The 20,195-nt window shown below is 63.1% G+C and carries 16 protein-coding genes; 14 read left to right on the top strand and 2 right to left on the bottom strand.

Annotation, left to right across the window (positions count from 1 at the left end):
• Positions 1-28 precede the first annotated feature (28 nt).
• The 6 genes from fdhD to JAO85_RS14645 all read left to right on the top strand — a co-directional run bounded on the left by fdhD (position 29) and on the right by JAO85_RS14645 (position 7,268).
• The gene (gene fdhD / locus JAO85_RS14670) at positions 29-892 is read left to right on the top strand and encodes a formate dehydrogenase accessory sulfurtransferase FdhD (RefSeq protein WP_202788393.1); all 864 of its coding nucleotides are present in this window, start codon (positions 29-31) and stop codon (positions 890-892) included.
• A gap of 96 nt (positions 893-988) precedes the next feature.
• Positions 989-1,393, top strand: a complete 405-nt coding sequence (locus JAO85_RS14665; protein ID WP_054075730.1) for a hypothetical protein — start codon at positions 989-991, stop codon at positions 1,391-1,393.
• A gap of 157 nt (positions 1,394-1,550) precedes the next feature.
• Positions 1,551-2,879 (top strand): tRNA (N6-isopentenyl adenosine(37)-C2)-methylthiotransferase MiaB, encoded by a 1,329-nt coding sequence (gene miaB, locus JAO85_RS14660; RefSeq protein WP_003071003.1) that lies wholly within the window; start codon positions 1,551-1,553, stop codon positions 2,877-2,879.
• A 188-nt stretch (positions 2,880-3,067) separates the two neighbouring features.
• Positions 3,068-5,380, top strand: coding sequence for a hypothetical protein (locus JAO85_RS14655; protein WP_202788392.1), 2,313 nt, complete (start codon positions 3,068-3,070; stop codon positions 5,378-5,380).
• A complete protein-coding gene (locus JAO85_RS14650; RefSeq protein WP_202788391.1) occupies positions 5,362-6,564 on the top strand; it encodes a hypothetical protein in 1,203 nt (400 codons plus the stop codon). Before JAO85_RS14655 ends, JAO85_RS14650 begins: the two co-directional genes overlap by 19 nt.
• Positions 6,561-7,268, top strand: coding sequence for a DUF1266 domain-containing protein (locus tag JAO85_RS14645; protein ID WP_202788390.1), 708 nt, complete (start codon positions 6,561-6,563; stop codon positions 7,266-7,268). The genes JAO85_RS14650 and JAO85_RS14645 overlap by 4 nt, the downstream gene beginning before the upstream one ends.
• Before the next feature lie 67 nt (positions 7,269-7,335).
• Here the strand turns inward: JAO85_RS14645 and JAO85_RS14640 are convergent, their stop codons facing one another.
• Both JAO85_RS14640 and ffh read right to left on the bottom strand, forming a co-directional pair.
• Positions 7,336-7,914 carry a C40 family peptidase gene (locus tag JAO85_RS14640; RefSeq protein WP_034357801.1) on the bottom strand — a complete coding sequence of 193 codons (579 nt, stop codon included), beginning with the start codon at positions 7,912-7,914 and terminating at the stop codon, positions 7,336-7,338.
• A gap of 275 nt (positions 7,915-8,189) precedes the next feature.
• Positions 8,190-9,581, bottom strand: a complete 1,392-nt coding sequence (gene ffh / locus JAO85_RS14635) for a signal recognition particle protein (RefSeq protein ID WP_003070990.1) — start codon at positions 9,579-9,581, stop codon at positions 8,190-8,192.
• A 507-nt stretch (positions 9,582-10,088) separates the two neighbouring features.
• On the opposite strand from ffh, the gene JAO85_RS14630 reads away from it, so the two are divergent.
• From JAO85_RS14630 to JAO85_RS14595, 8 genes are all read left to right on the top strand, one after another.
• Positions 10,089-10,895 carry an inner membrane protein YpjD gene (locus JAO85_RS14630; RefSeq protein WP_034357803.1) on the top strand — a complete coding sequence of 269 codons (807 nt, stop codon included), beginning with the start codon at positions 10,089-10,091 and terminating at the stop codon, positions 10,893-10,895.
• Positions 10,892-11,137, top strand: a complete 246-nt coding sequence (locus JAO85_RS14625; RefSeq protein WP_057093520.1) for a PP0621 family protein — start codon at positions 10,892-10,894, stop codon at positions 11,135-11,137. Before JAO85_RS14630 ends, JAO85_RS14625 begins: the two co-directional genes overlap by 4 nt.
• A gap of 4 nt (positions 11,138-11,141) precedes the next feature.
• Entirely contained in the window at positions 11,142-12,947 is a 1,806-nt protein-coding gene (locus JAO85_RS14620) for a PAS domain-containing sensor histidine kinase (RefSeq protein WP_012839806.1), read from the top strand.
• 47 nt (positions 12,948-12,994) lie between these two features.
• Positions 12,995-14,461 carry a sigma-54 dependent transcriptional regulator gene (locus tag JAO85_RS14615; protein ID WP_012839807.1) on the top strand — a complete coding sequence of 489 codons (1,467 nt, stop codon included), beginning with the start codon at positions 12,995-12,997 and terminating at the stop codon, positions 14,459-14,461.
• Positions 14,454-15,083, top strand: a complete 630-nt coding sequence (ampD, locus tag JAO85_RS14610; protein WP_202788389.1) for a 1,6-anhydro-N-acetylmuramyl-L-alanine amidase AmpD — start codon at positions 14,454-14,456, stop codon at positions 15,081-15,083. The genes JAO85_RS14615 and ampD overlap by 8 nt, the downstream gene beginning before the upstream one ends.
• A 505-nt stretch (positions 15,084-15,588) precedes the next feature.
• Positions 15,589-18,498 (top strand): ribonucleoside-diphosphate reductase subunit alpha, encoded by a 2,910-nt coding sequence (locus JAO85_RS14605; RefSeq protein ID WP_034381329.1) that lies wholly within the window; start codon positions 15,589-15,591, stop codon positions 18,496-18,498.
• A 228-nt stretch (positions 18,499-18,726) separates the two neighbouring features.
• Positions 18,727-19,818, top strand: coding sequence for a ribonucleotide-diphosphate reductase subunit beta (locus tag JAO85_RS14600; RefSeq protein ID WP_003070968.1), 1,092 nt, complete (start codon positions 18,727-18,729; stop codon positions 19,816-19,818).
• 179 nt (positions 19,819-19,997) lie between these two features.
• Positions 19,998-20,195, top strand: a 198-nt coding sequence (locus JAO85_RS14595) for a hypothetical protein (RefSeq protein ID WP_202788388.1), incomplete at its 3' end; no start/stop codon positions are given.

Genomic DNA, 20,195 nt, shown 5'->3' with positions numbered 1-20,195 from the left:
GGATGCGCCTGCTGACTATCATCAGCCCATGACCGAGTCCGCCTGCCCCATCCCTGCCCAGCCGATAGCACCGCTGCACACCCATGCCGTGAGCTTCTTCAACGCCGGGCAGCAGGAGCGGCAGGAGCGCGTGCTGGCGGCCGAGGTGCCGATCGCGCTGGTCTTCAACGGCATCTCGCATGCGGTGATGATGGGCTCGCCCACCGATGTGGAGGACTTTGCGCTGGGCTTTGCGCTGACCGAGGGCATCATCGACAGCGCCGCTGACTGCTACGGCATCGAAGCCCGCCCTGTGTCTGCCGCTGCGGCCGGCCTGCCCGAAGGCATGGACGGCATGGAAGTGCAGCTCGACATCGCCTCGCGCTGCTTTGCCCGGCTCAAGGACAAACGCCGCAGCATGACGGGCCGCACGGGTTGCGGCGTCTGCGGAGTCGAGAGCTTTGCGGCGCTGGATCTGTCGTTTGATGCCCTGCCGCCCCAGGACTGGCTGGAGCAGGTCGACGCAGCCACCGTGCTCAAGGCGATTGACGCCCTGCCGCCACACCAGATTCTCAATGCCGAGGCCGGCGCCATCCATGCCGCAGGCTGGGCCACGCTGGCCGGCGACATCACGGATGTGCTCGAAGACGTGGGCCGCCACAATGCGCTGGACAAGCTGGTCGGCCGGCTGGCCCGCACAGGCCGCCTCGGCGAGCCCGGCTTTGTGCTGCTGTCCAGCCGCGGCAGCCATGAACTGGTGCGCAAATGCGCCAAGGTCGGCATCGCGGCGCTGGCCACGATTTCCGCGCCCACCTCCATGGGCGTGCGCATGGCCGAGCTGACGGGCCTGCGCTTCTGGGGGCTGTGCCGTCCGCCCAAGGCCGTGCTCTATGCTGCGGGCGGCAAAGCCTGAGCAAGCCCTGCTGCCAAGCGCCAGCCTCTAGAATCACGGCATTGCGGCCATGACTCCAGCTCTGACCGCCCCACGATCAGCCCCTGGATATACACCATGAACCGCTGCACCACCGACCTCATCAGCCGCCGCTTCGTGGCCTGCGCCCTGCTGGCCGCTGCCGCCAGCGCCGGCCTGCCGGCCCTGGCCCAGGGCCTGCCCTCGGACGACACGCGCAACTTTCCGCCCACGGCGCAGTTCGGCGAACTGACGGTCACCAACTTCCCCGAAGTGGCCATCAACGGCACGACCATTCGCACCACGCCAGGCTTTCGCCTGTTCAGCCGCGAACGCAGCCTGGTCTTTGCCAGCAACTATGCAGGCCAGAAGCTGCTGGTGGGCTATGTGATCGAGCCGCAGACGCAGGGTCTGCACACGGCCTGGATTCTGACCCCGGCCGAAATCGAGAAATACAAGCCGATCCAGCCGCGCACCCTGCTGCAGCGCGTGTTCGGCAGCTGAGTCCGGCCCGCGCCGGCCGCTATTAATTGACGAGCTGCTTGCGCTTTTTCAGCAAGCTTTTCGAACTGTTTCCATATCCAAATCGAGTGATGGCAAGCGCTAGCCGCTATCACTTTGTGCTTGCAGACTCTGCAAGCCCACCTGACAAGAGCGCCCCATGAGCAAGAAAGTCTTTATCAAAACCTTTGGCTGCCAGATGAACGAGTACGACTCGGACAAGATGGCCGATGTGCTGGGTGCGGCCCAGGGTTACGAGCCCACACAGAACGTGGACGAGGCCGATCTGATTCTGTTCAACACCTGCTCGGTGCGCGAGAAGGCCCAGGAAAAAGTATTCAGCGATCTGGGCCGCATCCGCCATCTCAAGGAAAAAGGCGTGCTGATCGGCGTGGGCGGCTGCGTGGCCAGCCAGGAAGGCGCCGAGATCATCAAACGCGCTCCGTTCGTGGACGTGGTCTTCGGCCCCCAGACCCTGCATCGCCTGCCCGAGCTGCTCAATCAGCGCGCGGCCAAGGCCAAGCCCCAGGTCGATATCTCCTTCCCCGAAATCGAGAAGTTCGACCACCTGCCGCCGGCGCGCGTGGAAGGCGCTTCGGCCTTTGTCTCCATCATGGAAGGCTGCTCCAAATATTGCAGCTACTGCGTCGTGCCCTATACGCGCGGCGAAGAAGTCAGCCGCCCCTTCGAGGACGTGCTGGTGGAAGTCGCGGGCCTGGCCGAGCAAGGCGTGAAGGAAATCACGCTGCTGGGCCAGAACGTCAACGCCTACCTGGGCAAGATGGGCGACAGCAGCGAGATGGCCGACTTCGCGCTGCTGCTGGAATATGTGGCCGAGATTCCCGGCATCGAACGCATCCGCTACACCACCAGCCATCCCAACGAGTTCACGCCGCGCCTGATCGAGGCCTACGCCAAGATTCCGCAACTGGTCAGCCATCTGCATCTGCCCGTGCAGCATGGCAGCGACAAGATCCTCATGGCCATGAAGCGCGGCTACACGGCCATGGAATACAAGAGCACCATCCGCAAGCTGCGTGCCATCCGCCCCGATCTGGCCATGAGCAGCGACTTCATCGTGGGCTTCCCCGGCGAGACCGAGGAGGACTTCCAGAAGATGATGAAGCTCATCCACGATGTGCGCTTCGACAACTCGTTCAGCTTCATCTTCAGCCCCCGCCCCGGCACGCCTGCTGCCAATCTGCACGACGACACGCCGCACGAAGTCAAGCTGCGCCGCCTGCAGGAGCTGCAGGCCGTGATCAACACCAACATCAAGGAGATCAGCGAAGAGCGTGTCGGCACGGTGCAACGCCTGCTGGTCGAAGGCGTGAGCAAGCGCGACGGCAGCGAGCTGATGGGCCGCACCTATTGCAACCGCGTGGTCAACTTCCCCGGCAACGAGCGTTTGATCGGACAGATGGTGGATGTGAAGATTACCGAAGCCAAGGCTTACACCTTGCGCGGCGAAGTCCTGGTCAAGGATTGACAGCCCGACAGTCCCCGGCCTCATCCACACAAAGCCTGCCGGCAATGCCAAGGCAGGCTTTTTTCATGACTGGTTATAAATTCTGTAACAAATGGTGATGCCTTGCCGGATGGCACACACCTCTTCAATCCGCCGCTAGGATGGTGGCCTATTGGGGCCAAGCTGCCTCGGATTGAACTCTGGACACCATGAACCAAACTGCCGCACTGCAGGGCGATGCCATCTACGCCCTGCTGGATCAAGCCCATGAGCTACTGAACGACTACAACGACGACAAGCCCGGCAGCATCAGCCGTCAGGAGCGCATCGCCGCTGCGGTGGAATTGATGGGGCAGCAGAACTTTGCCCCTGCCACCGTGCAGGAGCTCGAGCGCGTTCACGACTTCTGGCTCTACCTCGATCAGCCCGAAGCGGCTAACAAGCTGCTGCAGCAGCATCGCGGCACTGCCCTGGCCGCTGCCGACGAACTGAGTCCCGCAGAAGCCGCGCTGCGCCTGAGCCTCAGCGACATCCAGAGCCGCATGGGCTTTGACCAGCCCTCCGCGCAAGCCTTGCTGGGTTCGACGGCACAGGCCATTGCCCGGCTGCCCGAGGATGTGGACAGCGACAACTACTGGCATGGCTGGCACTGGATGGCCTCTCAGCTCCAGGCCTGGGAAGCTGCGGCCACGGGCCTTGAGCTGCAACGCACCCAGGAGCGTCGCAACCCCGACCTGGCCGAAGATGCGGCCTATCTCGATGCCATCCTCTGCGTTCGCAAGGCGGAAATGGCCCACAAAAGCGGCCACACCAGCGAGTCAGCCAGCCTCGTGCAGAACGCCATCAATATATTGCGCGATGCCGCGCCCGATCAGCAGGTGGACTTTGACCGCTGGATGACGCTGGCCGACCATGTGCTGCCGCTGGCCCCGCAAAGCCTGCCAGCCCTGCTCATGGCCTGTGAGCAACAGCTCGCCCGTCTGGAGAACCCGCCACCATCGCAAGCCGTCAAGGCGCATCGCCAGGTCAAGATCGTGCGGCTGCAGGCCCAGGCCTGCGCTCAGGCCGGTCAGCTGGAGGCAGCTCTGCAGCTGGCCCCTCAGGGACACTTCGGACTGACGGATGACTCGGGCGATCCCTTCACCGCCTCCTGGCTGGGCTGGCTGGAGCAGACCGGGCGCCTGAAGCAAGCCGCCGATCTGGCGCTTCAGAGCGTGCTCCACGCTCGTCCCGTCTCGGCCGTGGCCGCCTTCGAGCTCGCCAAGAAGCAGTTCAGCAACGACCCGGAAAACGCCATCACCTGGGCCCTGGTTCTGGCCATTGGCCAGACCGACGAGGACATGCGCCAGCTGCTCGCGCAAGAAGAGAGGCCGCTGCATCCGGCGGATTTCTATCTGAACATGGTGCGCGCAGCCCAGCCGGCGCATCCGGTGCTGGCTCTGCTCGACGGCCTGCGTCTGGCACGCAAGCGCCAGATGGAGCAGGCTCTGCCGCTGCTGGAAATTGGCGTGGGCCAGCACCCCGAGATGGCCGACAGCGACAAGCTGCCCGCGCTCTGGGCTGCCCGCTTTGCCGCGCTGCCGCTGGAAGAAGCGCTGGCTCGGCCTTTTCCCCAGGGCCATGGCGCGCACTGGTGCTACGCCGCCGGCGTGGTCCTTGACGATGCAGACGATCTGGCACCGCTGATGGGTGGCAAGAAGAAAGTGCCTGCGCAGGAGGTGCGCGAGCCTCTGGTCGTCCGCTACTACGAGGAGGGTCTCGCCCGCTTCGAGCATTTCTGGGCGACTGGCCAGGGCCGCTTCAAGGATGGCGACCTGCATGTGTACTCCATGCTCTGCAACAACCTGGCCATCAAGTACCGCTTCATGGACCGCTACGACGAGGCCGCCGAGCTGCACCACAAGGGACTGGGCAGCAGCCCGTTTGCCGAGCATCACAACGGCCTGCTGTGGTGTGCCGTGGGCAAGGATGACGACGCGCAGACCGTGGTCGAGGCCGAGCGCCTGTGGCATTTCGCCCAGGAGCATGGCTACAGCCGCCATGAACCCACGCGTTACTTCTCCACCGTCGCCCTGTCGCTCTACAAGCTCAACCGCGATGACGAGATCAGCATCTGGATGGAGCGTCTGGACCAATGGTTCCACGACCTGGATGAAGACGAGCAGCGCGACGTGCGCCGCAACTACCTGGCGTCCCTGATGTCCATGCTGGACTTTTTCTCCAGCACACGCCCCGAGCTGGTGCTGCCGCGCCTGCGCGCGCATCAGCAAGAAGTCATTGCGCTGCAGGACTGCTATCCGCTGCGCCGCCTGGCCTGTGCGCTGGAAGCCTACCCCGAGCTGCTGGAGGAATCCGTGGCACTGCACAAGCAGGCCAACAGCTATCTGGACAAGGACGACGACGAGGACGAGCGGCGCATGTCGCAGTCCGGCATAGAGCGTGCCGAGCGCAAGCTGACCGAGCGCGACGCCCAGGCCGGCGCTGCGGCATCGGGTCGCAAACCATGGTGGAAATTCTGGTGAATCAGGTCGTCGAAAAAGCCGCTGCCGCCAGTGCCTACAAGGCGCGCGATGTCGTCAACGCCCCGGCCATCAAGCAGCGCATCAAGGAGCGCAGCGCAGAGCGCGGCGACGCAGCCGATGTCGCGGTCTGGCTGGGCAACCACTTCTACCGCCATGTGGTGGGCAATCTGCAGGCCGACGAGCCTGCCGTGCTGCGCATTGCCGACGTCCGGCAGTTGCAGGAGCTGGCCGGCCGTCAGCAGCCGCCGGCCTGGGCGCTGGAGCGGCTGGAGCGCAGGCAGGCCGGCTTCGAGCTGCCCGAGCTCTGGTGGGTGCAGCCCGACAGCGCGGCCCTGCTGGCACTGGAGACACGGCTGGTGGAATTTCTCTCCACCCGCAAGGGCACCTCTCTCGAAGGCAAGCTGCAGCGCGTGAACTGCCCACAGGCGCTGGCGCGCTGGACGCTGGAGCATCTGGCTTTCGAGAAAAAACAGAACAGCGGCCGGGTCGAGCACAGCCAGAGCGCCGTGCACGGGCTGCTGCGTGGCCAGCACGGTACCTTTGTGGAGTTTGACGGCACAAGTGCGCAGATGCGCCAGGAAATGGCCTATGAAAGCCAGATGATGGGCCACTGCGTGGGCCAGTTTGCCAACCGCAAGTCCTTCACCGGCGGCTATGGAGAACATTACGCCGAGGGTCTCGAGTCGGGGCGCATGCGGCTGTTCAGCTACCGCACGGGCACTGCACAGCCCCGCATCACCGTCAATGCCTATGTGCAAAAGGACGGCAAGCTTCAGATCGAGCAGATCAAGGGCAAGCAGAACCGACCGCCGATTGCGCGCTATATGCCCGATGTGGTGACTCTGCTCAACCATCTGCCGCTCAATGACGAGGTGCCCGAGGACGCGCTGTCCATGGGCATTGTGCGCCGCCCGCCCGAGCTGCTGAAGTCCCATCCAGGGCTGGCGCCCTGGTGCTCGGTGCAGGAGCTGCAGACCGACGACGAGCAACTGTGGCTGATGCAGCAGCACCCCGCCCTGCTGCCCCGGCTCAATCTGCAGTCACCACTGATGCAGTGGATGGTGGCGGCACGCAAGGACTCGCTGGACAGCGAAGTCATTGAACGCATGCCCAAATCCGCCGCACTGAAACAGAGCTTGCTGATGGCCAAAAAGCGTCCCGGTCGCCCAGGAGTTCGCACATGAGCGGATGGACGATCTTTTTTCTCATCGTGGCCCTGATCTACTGGGTGCTGCGCGGCGGCTTCAAGCGCCTCAAGGAGGCCAAGCAGCGCGGCGACATCATCAGCTACCAGGCGGGCAGCCAGGAGCGCAACTGGGCCCTGGCCCTGGCCCACCCCATGGCCTACCACGCCATGCAAGGCGGCTTTGCCAGCGATCTGCATGGCGCTGACGATGCGCTGGCCAGACAGCTGCGCCCCATGATCCTGCACCATCTTGGCCTGCGCACCGACCTCAGCGACGAACAGGTGCGCCAGCAACTGCCCGACGCACTGCGCCAGCGCTGGTTCATGCTGGATCTGCAGCGCCTGCAGCGCAGCGACGACGTGCGCGCCGCAATGGCGTTTGCCTGCGCGCGCGTGACCTTTTTTGTGCGCAGCGCCAGGCTGCTGGAATGGACGGACGAAGCCCTGCATTGGGATATCCTTCAGCTCAACGCCCAGCGCGCCCAGCAATGCTTCGACAGCTGGCTTGCTTTCGGCCAGGCCTATGCCCAGGGCCGCGCTCAATGGCTGGCACAAGGCCGCAGCGATGTGCTGGGCAAGGCTTTCACGACCGAGGAAGTGGCGCAATGGGTGACGCAGGAGCAGCACCCCTGGCATGCGATGAGCTGGAATCTGCCGCTGACCGGCGATGAGGCAAAGCCCGCCTCCGAGCCTGCGGCATAAGTGCAGGCCCCCCGCAAAAACCGAGGGACTGCCAGGCAGTCCCTTTTTACATCCGCAGCGCAGGCGTTCAGGCAAAGATGCTTCGGGCTTCCGTGAATCGCTTGGCGAAGTACACATTGTCCATGCGTACCCGCTGCACCGTTCCGCCGCTGGACGGCGCGTGCACAAACTGTCCGTTGCCCACAAAAATTCCCATATGGGAATAGCGCCCGCCCAGAGTGTTGAAGAACACAAAGTCGCCGCGCATCAGATCGCGTCCGTCCACCGGGTTGCTGGCCTGCGCCCATTGCGATGTGGTGCGGGGCAGGCGCATTTCCGTGATGCCCCCCACGGCCCACTGAATCAGGCCGCTGCAGTCAAAACCGCCTTCAGGCGAGTTGCCGCCATAGGTGTAAGGCGTGTTGACCACCAGCATGGTGCGCGCCAGCAGCGACTCGCGCAGCTCTGCATCCAGACTCAGGGCATTGGCCGGGCGCACGGAAGATCCGCCTTGCGCAGCAGGCCGGGGCTTGTCTTTGGTGGTGGAACACCCTGCCAGCACCGCAAGCAGCGAACCCGCCAGCATCAGCGCGCCGCGGCGCTCCAGACATTGAGGCAGAGGTTGCCGCTGACCCGCCTCCACGAAAGTCCTGTCTTGTAGCTTCATGGAAAGGCATGTTCTCAGAAAGCCGCCCATACAGCCACCTTCTACCCGCAATTACTGCGCTTCTTTACAAAAAAGTGAGCTGCTCTCGCTCGTCATTCCTTTGATTTAGATGCATTTTTCATCCAAACCCATGAACAACAAGCGCAAGCAGCTCACTTTATATAGATCGCTGATCTCAAACCAAGCACACCCCAACTCAGGGACAGCGAGGCTGTTGTCCCCCTTGGGGACGCCCGGCCAGGGGAAGCCGCGCAGCGGCTCAGGGGGATCAAATATCAGAACGGCAGCTTGGGCATGCCGCCGCCGCCCATCATGCCCTTCATGGCCTTCATGCCGCCCATCTTCTTCATCATCTTCATCAGACCCCCGCCCTTGAACTTCTTCATCATGGTCTGCATCTGCTCGAACTCCTTGAGCAGGCGGTTGACTTCCTGCACCTGCACGCCGGCGCCGTCGGCAATACGCTTTTTGCGCGTGGCCTTGATCAGGGCGGGGTTCTTGCGCTCCTTGAAGGTCATGGAGCAGATGATGCCTTCCTTGCGCTTGATCTCGCGCTCGGCCTTGTCCATATCGACCTGACCGGCCTTGCCGGCCAGCTCGGCGGGCAGCTTGTCCATCAGGGTCGAGAGACCGCCCATCTGCTTCATCTGCTGCAGCTGGGCCAGAAAGTCGTTGAGGTCGAAGCCGTCACCGCTCTTGAGCTTCTCGGCCATCTTCTGCGCGGCTTCCATGTCCACGCCCTTGGTGACCTGCTCGACCAGGGCCACGATGTCGCCCATGCCCAGCACGCGCTGTGCGTGGCGGTCGGCATCGAAGACTTCCAGGCCGTCGATCTTTTCCGAGACACCGGCGAACTTGATGGGCGCGCCCGTGATCTGGCGCACCGACAGCGCAGCACCGCCGCGCGAATCGCCATCGAGCTTGGTCAGCACGATACCGGTCAGCGGCAGCGCTTCCTTGAAGGCCTTGGCCGTGTTGACCGCATCCTGGCCCTGCATGGCATCGACCACGAACAGGGTTTCGACGGGCTTGAGCGTGGCGTGCAAATCCTTGATTTCGGCCATCAGCAGCTCGTCAATGGCCAGACGGCCGGCCGTATCCACCAGCAGCACATCGAAGAAATGCTTTTTGGCGTAGTCGATCGCGGCCACGGCGATATCGTGAGGCTTCTGGTCCGGCGTGGAGGGAAACCACTCGGCGCCAGCCTGGGCCGTCACGGTCTTGAGCTGCTCGATGGCCGCAGGGCGATACACGTCACCCGAGACCGTGAGCACCTTTTTCTTGCGCTTTTCGATCAGATGCTTGGCCAGCTTGGCCGTGGTGGTGGTCTTGCCGGCCCCTTGCAGACCCGCCATCAGAATGACGGCGGGAGGCTGGGCATTGAGGTTGATGTCGGCCACGCCTTCGCCCATGGTCGCCGCCAACTCCTTGTTGACGATGGACACCAACACCTGGCCGGGCTGCAGCGAGCTGATGACTTCCTGGCCCAGCGCCTTTTCCTTGACGCGGGCAATGAAGTCGCGCACCACGGGCAGGGCCACGTCGGCCTCCAGCAAGGCCATGCGCACTTCGCGCAGCATGTCCTGCACATTGGACTCGGTGATGCGGGCCTGGCCGCGCATCTCTTTGACAAGGCGCGAGAGTTTATCGGTGAGTGCGGAGGCCATAAGCAAAAAGCATTCGAAAGTTATGGATGGACGGGAGTCGTGCGCGAGCGCGCAGCACGACTCTCCGGGCAGCTTGCGAACCCAGCTCAGGCGAGGCGAAGCTGCATGAACAGGCATTTTACCCGCTGCCCTTGATTGACGATGCCCCGCAGGCTTGTCCGTGATCTGCCTCAGGCGTGCAAGGTCGCTGCGCCCTGCCCCACAGCTCCCTCGAAAAAGAGACCAGGCCGGTCCTGAATAGACCTGAATGGACCTGAATGGACCTGAATCGAGCTCTGCTGCAAGTCCTTGCTCGTGGCGCAGGACTGGCCGGCTGGGCGGGAAGACTGGAGGCATCGCCCGGCTGGAGAAAATCCTTGAAGAACGGGCTCGAAAGTCGACGATCTGCTCGCAAGCGCTCAAACCCACGCTCATGACCGGGTTCAGGCAGTGCTTTATGCACAAAATTGCCGGACGGCAGCGGCCTGCAAAAGATGAGTGCGGGCCAGCGGCACTATCATAGAAAGCATGCTCTCCCAACCGCTCACCGCAGCTGGCCCCATTGGCTGGATCCTGGCCATGGCCGCAGCCATTGCCTACGCCATTCCTGCACTTGCCACCCAGCACCTGCAAGAAGCCGGTGCCCGTCGCTGCCTGCGCCTGGCCTGGGCACTGCATGCCCTGCTGCTGGGCTGGGGTCTGCTTGGCGAGCTGCCGCACTTCGGCTTTGCTCCTGCACTCTCTATCACTGCCTGGCTGGTGCTGACCGTCTATGTGGTGGAGCAGCAGCTCTATCCGCAGCTGCGCTCGCGCTGGCCTCTGTCCATGCTGGGCAGCGTGGCCGTGCTTCTGGCCGTGGTGTTCCCCGGCACACCGCTGCACGTCAACGCTTCGCCCTGGCTGCCGCTGCATCTGGCTCTGGGTATTGCTTCCTACGGCCTGTTTGCCGCAGCCGTCGTTCATGGTGCGCTGATGAGCCATGCCGAGCGGCAGATGCGCCAGGGCGGCGACCATGACAGCGGACTGCCGCTGCTGACGCTGGAGCGGCTGACCTTCCGTTTTGTCGGAGCAGGCTTTGTGCTGCTGACCGCCACACTGGCCGCAGGCTGGCTGTTTGGCGAGCAGCTCTACGGCAAGGCATGGGTGTGGAATCACAAATCCATTTTCTCCCTGCTGTCCTGGCTGGCATTTGCCGTGCTGCTGTTCGGCCGCAAGCGATTCGGCTGGCGCGGCCAGAGCGCCGTACGTGTTCTTTATATCGGCGCCATCTTTTTGCTGCTGGCCTATGCCGGCTCGCGGTTTGTGATTGAAGTCCTGCTGGAGCGCGCAGCATGAAGTATTTGCTGGTCCTGCTGGTCGTGGTGGTGGCTGTCGGAATCTGGCGCAGCAAACGCCGCGCAGAAGTGGCCGAGCAGACCAGGCCTGCCAGCACCCCCAAGCAGGCACAGACCATGGTAGCTTGCGCTCACTGCGGCCTTCACCTGCCGCAAGCAGATGCCGTGAGCGACGCCTCGGGCAAGATCTTCTGCAGCGCAGAACACCGCCGCCTGGCCCAGCAAGACACTGCCCGCCACTGACCGCATGGTGAACTCCGCCTCGCCCTGGCAGCACACCGCCATCCCGCTCGATGAAGCCATCAGCCGGCGCGCGGACGCCAGTCTCAATGCCCCGTTCGTGCGCCTGTGGCAGGCCTTCCTCAGCGGCCGCGTGCTTCTGGCGCTGGCCCTGGTGCTGCTGCAGACGCTGAATCTGCAGCTGCAGAACATCAGCTCTCCCCTGGCCTGGCTGATCTGCGTCACCTATCTGACGCTGACCGTCGTGCTGCGCCTGGCTGCCGGACGTCATTTGCCTGCGCCTCGCGCAGCCCTGCAATGGCTGCCCGTGATCGGCGTCGACATTGCGGCGATCTTTCTGCTGCAGATCTTTCAGGTCGGCTCGCTCAACTACACCGCGCTGCTGGCCATTCCCGTCCTTATCTCCTCGGCACTGGGCGGACTGATGCTGGCCTTTGGCACCACGGCCAGCATCACGCTGCTGACGCTGGCCTACACCTTCTGGCAATACCATGGCGGGCTCAACGACGGCGCCCAGTCTTACTACCAGACGGCTTTTTCCTGCGCCGGCTATTTCTGCGTGGCCTATCTCACGCACGAGCTGGCCAAGCGTGTCCGGCGCGAGCGTTCCCAGGCCCTGTTCAACCGCTTGCGCACCCAGACCCAGGAGCAGGTCAACAGTCTGGTGATCAACCACTTCTCCGACGGCGTGCTGGTGGTCGACTCGAGCTTGCTGGTTCTGCAGGCCAACCCAGCTGCCTTGCAGCTGCTGGGCCTGCCCATAGATCACCCCCAGCCTTTTTCCCTGCAGGCCCACAGCTGGTGGGAGCCGCTGGCGCATTCAACACAAGCCAGCTTTGCCCATGCCCGCCCGCTGTCCGCCACGATTCACCTGCAGGCTCATGAACGACACGGCGCCACGGGCATGCATGTGCGCACACGCATCACCGAAGTTTCGGCACCCTATCTGGACGAGGGTCCGCAGGCGCAAGCCAGCCACTCGCTTTGCGTCATGTTTCTTCACGACCTGCGCGAAATGGAAGCGCAGCTGCGCACCGAAAAGCTGGCTTCCATGGGCCGTATGTCGGCTGCCGTGGCCCACGAAATACGCAACCCGCTGGCCGCCATCACCCAGGCCAATGCGCTGCTGGCCGAAGACCTGGCGAGCCAGCCCGGTCCCCAACAGCTATGCCGGATCGTGGGGCAGAACGCCGACCGACTGGCCCGCATCGCCGAAGAAATCCTCAACCTGGCGCGCGTGCAACAGGGCGCAGAAACCCATCAGGGCCAGTCGCTGCCGCTGGACACCCTGCTGGCCCAGATCAGCCATGAATGGCGCATACAGGCCGCTCCGCCGCGCCAGCTTCTGCTGCGGCTCAATGCAACGGCCCGCCATATCCTGTTCGATGAAGAGCATCTGCGCCGCGTGCTGATCAACTTGCTGGACAATGCCCAGCGCCACCGCAGCCATGCCGGCAATGAAGCGGGCCTGCAGTTGATCAGCGGCCACGGGCCCTTGAACGGTCAGATCCAGGGTCTCGCACCGCAGGACGACACCTGCTGGTTCATGGTCTGGAGTGATGGAGCGCCGCTGGAGTCCAGCGTCGAGCGCCATCTGTTCGAGCCGTTCTTCTCCTCTCAAAGCCGCTCCAGCGGCCTCGGACTCTATATATGCCGCGAGCTGTGCCAGCGCTACGATGCCTCCATCAGCTATCAACGCCTGGCTCGCAGCACACCGCAAGGCGAGGTGAACGGCAATGCCTTTATCGTGACTCTGCGCAGCGGCCCTTCATCCCTCGCGAGCCACTCCCTGTTTGACTCGATCATGGTGTAAGCCCAGTGACATCATCGCCTCACTCATCCGCAGCGGCCAGCATTCTCGTGGTCGATGATGAACCGGATCTGCGCACGCTCTACGAGCTGACCTTGTTGCGGGAAGGCTACCGCGTGGAAACCGCGGGCTCGGTCCAGGAAGGCATGACTCAGTTGCAAGGCCGCAATTTCGATGTCTTGATTACCGATATGCGCCTGCCCGACGGGATCGGCATGGAGCTGCTGCTGCAGCTGCGCGATCAGTCGCGCAGCGAGCGCTGCATCGTCATGACGGCCTACGGCTCTGCCGAAAACGCCGTCGAGGCCCTGCGCGCGGGCGCGTTCGACTATCTGACCAAGCCCGTGGACCTGCGCCAGTTCCGTCAGGTCGTGGCTTCGGCCGTGCAAGGCATTGGCGCAGTGCCCAAGCCCGGCAACCCGCAGGCCAGCGACAGCTCGGCCGCCAGTGGCACTGGTGCGGGAACGCCAGCTGGCGCCCTGGAGGCTCTGGTTGGCAAATCTCAGGCCATGCAACTGGTCAAGCAGCGCATTGCCAAGGTCGCCAAAGGCATGGCTCCCGTGCTGATCCACGGTGAATCCGGCACGGGCAAGGAACTGGTGGCACGCGCCCTGCACGGCTGCAGCCAGCGGGCCGGCGGCCCCATGGTCGCAGTCAACTGCGGCGCCATTCCGGAAAGCCTGCTCGAAGCCGAGTTCTTCGGTGCCCGCAAGGGCTCCTACACCGGTGCCACGCAGGACAGGCCCGGCTACTTCCAGGCCGCGCAGGGCGGCACCTTGTTTCTCGATGAAATCGGCGACCTGCCCCTGGCCATGCAGGCCAAGCTGCTGCGCGCCATTCAGGAGCGCAAGATTCGTCCGCTGGGCAGCACCCAGGAAGAAGCCGTCGATGTGCGCATCGTCAGCGCCACCCACCGCGACCTGGTAGCGGAAGTGCAGGCAGGCAATTTCCGCCAGGACCTGTTCTATCGCCTCAATGTCATCGAAATCGAGCTGCCCGCGCTGCGCGAGCGCCGTGAAGACCTGGGCCAGCTATGCCAGGCCCTGCTGCAAAAGCTGGCCCGCGAGTCCGGACTGGCTACGCCGGAGCTGGACGACATCAGCCTGAGCCAGATAGCCCGGCTCCCGCTGCCTGGCAATGTGCGCGAGCTGGAGAACGTGCTGCACCGCGCCATTGCACTGGGCGAGGAAGGCCCGCTGCGTCTGCCCGAATCCGGCGTGCCGGCCGAGTGCGCTGGTGTGGTGGCAGCGGCTTCCTCGGGCGCTTGGGCATCGAGCGCACCGCCGCCGCACGCTCAGCACGCAGGCAGTCCGGCCACGCTGCCGGAGGATCTGCAAGGCTGGCTTGATGAGCAGGAGCGCAGCATCCTGGTCAGAGCCCTGCAGGACAACGGCTTCAACCGCACAGCCACGGCGGCCAGACTGGGCATCAGCCTGCGCCAGATTCGCTACCGCATCGACCGTCTGGGCATAGACCTGCCGGCCGAAGGCAGCAAACACCAGAGCGACAATGTCTGATTCCACGCCTCTTTCCTCCCCCCTGGCCCTGCCCTGGCAGGCCGGCTGGTATGGTGCGGCGCGTCAGCTGAGATCTCCCAATTTCGGCCCTCGCCCCGCGGATGCGCAGATCGACCTCGTCGTCATCCACTCCATCAGCCTGCCTCCTGGCCAGTACGGCACAGGCGCGGTGCAGCAACTGTTCACCAATCAGCTGGACTGGGACGCCCACCCCTATTACCAGGGCATTCGCGGCCTCGAAGTCTCGTCGCATTTCTTTATCACGCGCCAGGGCGAGATCTGGCAGTTCGTCAGTTGCGACGACCGCGCATGGCATGCCGGCGTGAGCCAGTGGCGCGGGCGCGAGCGCTGCAACGACGACTCCATCGGCATCGAACTCGAAGGCCTGGAAGGCCTGAGCTTTGAAGCTCCGCAGTACCAGGCCCTGCAGCAGCTTTGCATGGCCATCGCGGCGCACTATCCGGTGCGCTACATCGCCGGGCACGAGCACATCGCACCCGGACGCAAGCAGGACCCCGGACCCGGTTTCGACTGGCAGCGGCTGCAGCAGCAACTGGCCAGCGCAGACAGCACCCGAAGCTGGGAATTCCCTCCCGGTGCTGCAGCCTCAGGCGCGGCCTGAAATCTTCATAGCACCTACCGCCTTTCAGTACTCGATTTCATGCATATTTGCAGCTGAAATCCTGTGCTAGCAATCGCTATGCGCTCCTCATTTTGAGAATCCCAAGCATCCATCGTTGCGGGGCTTCGAAACGGCATGTCAATGGCGCGCGCGCAACAACTGTCGCCTGCATCAAACACGCAAATTTTTTACATATTTCCGGCCCGATCTGCCGCCGCGCGCAACCGCGCCGCAGGCCTTTATTCATGCGGGATGAAGTCATTTTTGCGGCTGTCAAGCGGCGCTCGAAATGCCAGATTCAGTAGTTTCATCAGGTCGCTCGGATTTAAGCGCGATACACTACCGGTAGTGTTTTGAAGAGCCTCAGACCCCATATCTAGTGTTTACAAGTTGTGCACACCCTGTGCAAACCATGTGTAAACCGAGGCGCCGAATCGTGTTTTTGATGGCCTGCCCACAGTGCAGGCCTTTGTCTGCCTATCCACATACTGACTCAGAGGAACTTATGCAAGAAGCGTTGAACTCACTGCCTTCTGCCGCACCTGCCGGTGCAGCCAATTCTTCCTCCCCCAATGACAGCTATCAGATCATCCGCCGCAGCGGCGATGTGGTGGCTTTCGCGCCCCAGAAGATTGCCGTGGCCCTGACCAAGGCCTTCCTGGCTGTGCGCGGCGCACAGGGCGCGGCATCTGCCAGCGTGCGCGACACCGTCAACGAACTGACCGAAGGCGTGGTGCGCGCACTGGTGCGCTCGCGCCCCGATGGCGGCACCTTCCATATCGAAGATGTGCAGGACCAGGTCGAGCTGGGCCTGATGCGCGCCGGTCACCAGGACGTGGCCCGTGCCTATGTGCTGTACCGCGAGCGCCGCAACCAGGAACGTGCCGAGCAGAAGAAGGCCGCCGAAGTGGCCGCCGCTGCCGCCGCCAAGCCCGTGCTGCATGTGACCGACAACGGCCAGCGCGTGCCCCTGGACCAGGAGCGCCTGGAGGCTCTGATCGTCGCTTCCTGCCGCAATCTGAATGCCGACATCCAGTCCGCGCCCATCGTGGCCGAGACCCTGCGCAATCTGTACGACGGCGTGCCTCTGGCCGAGGTCTACAAGGCGTCCATCCTGGCCGCCCGTACGCTGATCGAAAAAGACCCCGACTACACCTACGTCACCGCCCGCCTGCTGCTGCACACCATCGTGCGCGAAGTCATGGGCCGCGACGTGCAGCCCGCAGAAATGCAGGCGGCCTATGCCGACTACTTCCCGGGCTTTGTGCAAAAGGGCGTGGACAACGAGCTGCTCAACCCCGAGCTGCTGAACTACGACCTGCCCCGTCTGGCCAAGGCTCTGAAAGCCGAGCGCGACGAACAGTTCGACTACCTGGGCCTGCAGACCCTGTACGACCGCTACTTCCTGCACGTGCGCAAGACCCGCATCGAGCTGCCCCAGTCCTTCTTCATGCGCGTGGCCATGGGCCTGGCGCTGAACGAGCCCGACCGCAACGCCCGTGCCATCGAGTTCTACGAGCTGCTGTCGTCCTTCGACTTCATGTCGTCCACCCCGACGCTGTTCAACAGCGGCACGCTGCGCTCGCAGCTGTCGTCCTGCTACCTGACCACCGTGCCCGACGACCTGGACGGCATCTACGAATCCATCAAGGAAAACGCCCTGCTGTCCAAGTTTGCCGGCGGCCTGGGCAATGACTGGACCCGTGTGCGTGCCCTGGGCTCGCGCATCAAGGGCACCAACGGCGAATCGCAAGGCGTGGTTCCCTTCCTCAAGGTGGTCAACGACACGGCCGTGGCCGTGAACCAGGGCGGCAAGCGCAAGGGCGCGGTCTGCACCTATCTGGAATCCTGGCACCTGGACATCGAAGAATTCCTGGAGCTGCGCAAGAACACCGGCGACGACCGCCGCCGCACCCACGACATGAACACGGCGAACTGGATTCCCGACCTGTTCATGAAGCGCGTGATGGAAAAAGGCCAGTGGACCCTGTTCTCGCCCGCTGACGCTCCCGATCTGCACGACCTGTACGGCGAAGCCTTCGAGAAGGCCTACACCGCCTATGAAGCCAAGACCGACAGCGGCGAGCTCAAGCTGTTCAAGCGCGTGCCTGCCGTGGATCTGTGGCGCAAGATGCTCTCGATGCTGTTCGAGACCGGCCATCCCTGGATCACCTTCAAGGACCCCTGCAACATCCGCTCGCCCCAGCAGCACGTGGGTGTGGTGCACTCGTCCAATCTGTGCACCGAGATCACGCTCAACACCAGCGACACCGAAACTGCGGTCTGCAACCTGGGTTCCGTGAACCTGGTCCAGCACATCAAGGACGGCAAGATCGACCACGACAAGCTGCGCAAGACCGTGAACACGGCCATGCGCATGCTGGACAACGTGATCGACATCAACTACTACGCCGTGCAAAAGGCCAAGGACTCCAATCTGCGCCACCGCCCCGTGGGCATGGGCCTGATGGGTTTCCAGGACGCGCTGTATGAAATGCGCACCGCCTACGCCAGCCAGGGCGCCGTCGAGTTCGCCGACGAAGCCATGGAAGCCATCTGCTACTACGCTTACTGGGCGTCGACCGAGCTGTCCAAGGAACGCGGCACCTACTCCACCTTCAAGGGCTCGCTGTGGGATCAGGGCATCCTGCCCCCCGACACCCTGAAGCTGCTGGAAAAGGCCCGCGGCGGCTATGTGGAAGTGGATCGCTCCGCCAAGCTGGACTGGGATGCACTGCGCGCCAAGATCGCCCAGGACGGCATGCGCAACTCCAACTGCGTGGCCATTGCGCCCACAGCCACCATCTCCAACATCGTGGGTGTGGATGCCTCGATCGAGCCTTCGTTCGGCAACCTGTCCGTGAAGTCCAATCTGTCTGGCGAATTCACCGTCATCAACCAGTACCTGGTGCGCGACCTCAAGCGCCTGGGCCTGTGGGACGACGTGATGGTCATGGACCTCAAGCATTTCGACGGCTCGCTGCGCGCCATCGACCGCGTGCCGCAAGAGATCAAGAACCTCTACGCCACCGCGTTCGAAGTCTCGCCCGAATGGCTGGTGGAAGCCGCCTCGCGCCGCCAGAAGTGGATTGACCAGGCCCAGAGCCTGAACATCTACATGGCCGGTGCATCGGGCAAGAAGCTGCACGACACCTACATGCTGGCCTGGCTGCGCGGTCTGAAGACCACCTACTATCTGCGCACCACCAGCGCGACCAATATCGAGAAGTCCACCGTGCAAAGCCGTGTGCTGAACGCAGTGTCCTCCGGTGCTCCTGCCGCTTCGGCTGCACCTGCGGCCAAGCCTGCGGTGAGCGCACTGGAAGCTGCTGCTGCTGCTGCCCGTGCCCAGGCACCCGCCACGGACATCAAGTTCTGCGCGATCGACGACCCAGGCTGCGAGGCCTGCCAGTAATTGACTGGCTCCCCCTGAGGCGCTTGGCCTAGGCGGCCCCCGCGCCTTCCCCCTCTCTGGCGCTGAGCGCCGGAGGGGGACGACACCCTCGGTGCGCGGCGGCGCTTCCTCGGTGTCTCTCGCTTTAGAGTGCACCAGTATTTGAGTGGTGCCACTCCATCAATAAATGACTGAAAAGCTGGATGTCGATTGCATTGCACCCAGCCTTTTCCCCCTCAAGGAATAAATATGCTGAGCTTTGACGACGACACCTTTGCCTCTTCCGCCACCAGCGCAGAAGCCGGCGCGTCCACCAGCACCCACAAGCGTGTGAATGCCGCCGACAAGCGCATCATCAACGCCAAGACCGACGTGAACCAGCTGGTCCCCTTCAAATACAAGTGGGCCTGGGAAAAGTATCTGGCCACCTGCGCCAACCACTGGATGCCGCAGGAAGTGAACATGACGCGCGACATCGCTCTGTGGAAGGACCCCAACGGCCTGACCGAAGACGAGCGCCGCATCGTCAAGCGCAATCTGGGCTTCTTTGTGACGGCCGACTCGCTGGCCGCCAACAACATCGTGCTGGGCACCTACCGCCACATCACGGCGCCCGAGTGCCGCCAGTTCCTGCTGCGCCAGGCTTTCGAGGAAGCCATCCACACCCATGCCTACCAGTACATCGTGGAATCGCTGGGCCTGGATGAATCGGAAATCTTCAACGCCTACAACGAAGTCCAATCCATCCGCGACAAGGACGAGTTCCTGATCCCCTTCATCGAAGCGATCATGGACCCCAACTTCCACACCGGCACGCCCGAGACCGACCAGACTCTGCTGAAGTCGCTGATCGTTTTTGCCTGCCTGATGGAAGGTCTGTTCTTCTACGTGGGCTTCACGCAGATCCTGGCCCTGGGCCGCCAGAACAAGATGACGGGCGCCGCCGAGCAGTACCAGTACATCCTGCGCGACGAGTCCATGCACTGCAACTTCGGCATCGATCTGATCAACCAGCTCAAGCTCGAGAATCCCCATCTGTGGACGGCCGAGTTCAAGCAGGAAATCACGGAGCTGTTCCAGAAGGCCGTGGAGCTCGAATATCGCTACGCCGAAGACACCATGCCACGCGGCGTGCTGGGCATGAATGCATCCATGTTCAAGGGCTATCTGCGCTACATCGCCAACCGTCGCGCCACGCAGATCGGTCTGGAGGAACTGTTCCCCGGTGAAGAAAATCCCTTCCCCTGGATGAGCGAAATGATCGATTTGAAGAAAGAACGTAACTTCTTTGAGACACGAGTGATCGAGTATCAGACCGGAGGCGCACTTTCTTGGGATTAATTGCTTCTAAGCAGGCACAATGCGAGTCATGACTTGCTTCACTTCATTGCTACAAAAAACTGAGATTTTTGGCGTGAAGCAAATTTGTGTTCCTAGCGATGCGTAACTCCACATCGCTTTGAATCGTCCGGCACCGCGAGGAACCGGACGTCTTATGCAAATCAACGAAGGAGAAAATGATGGCAACTGCGAAGAAGACGGCCGCCAAGGCCACAACCGAGAAAAAGACACCTGCCAAGAAGGCGGCCGCGCCCAAGGCTGAAGCTGTGAAGAAGGCAGCTGCAACCAAGACCGCAGCCCCCAAGGCCGCTGCTCCTGCAAAGGCTGCACCCAAGAAGGCTGCAACCGCTGCCAAGGCTGCTGCTCCTGCAAAGGCT

It is taken from the genome of Comamonas sp. NyZ500, assembly GCF_016772095.1.
Lineage (GTDB): Bacteria > Pseudomonadota > Gammaproteobacteria > Burkholderiales > Burkholderiaceae_C > Comamonas > Comamonas thiooxydans.
Note: the sequence above shows the minus strand (reverse complement) of the source record. Positions and strands in the feature narration are given on the sequence as shown.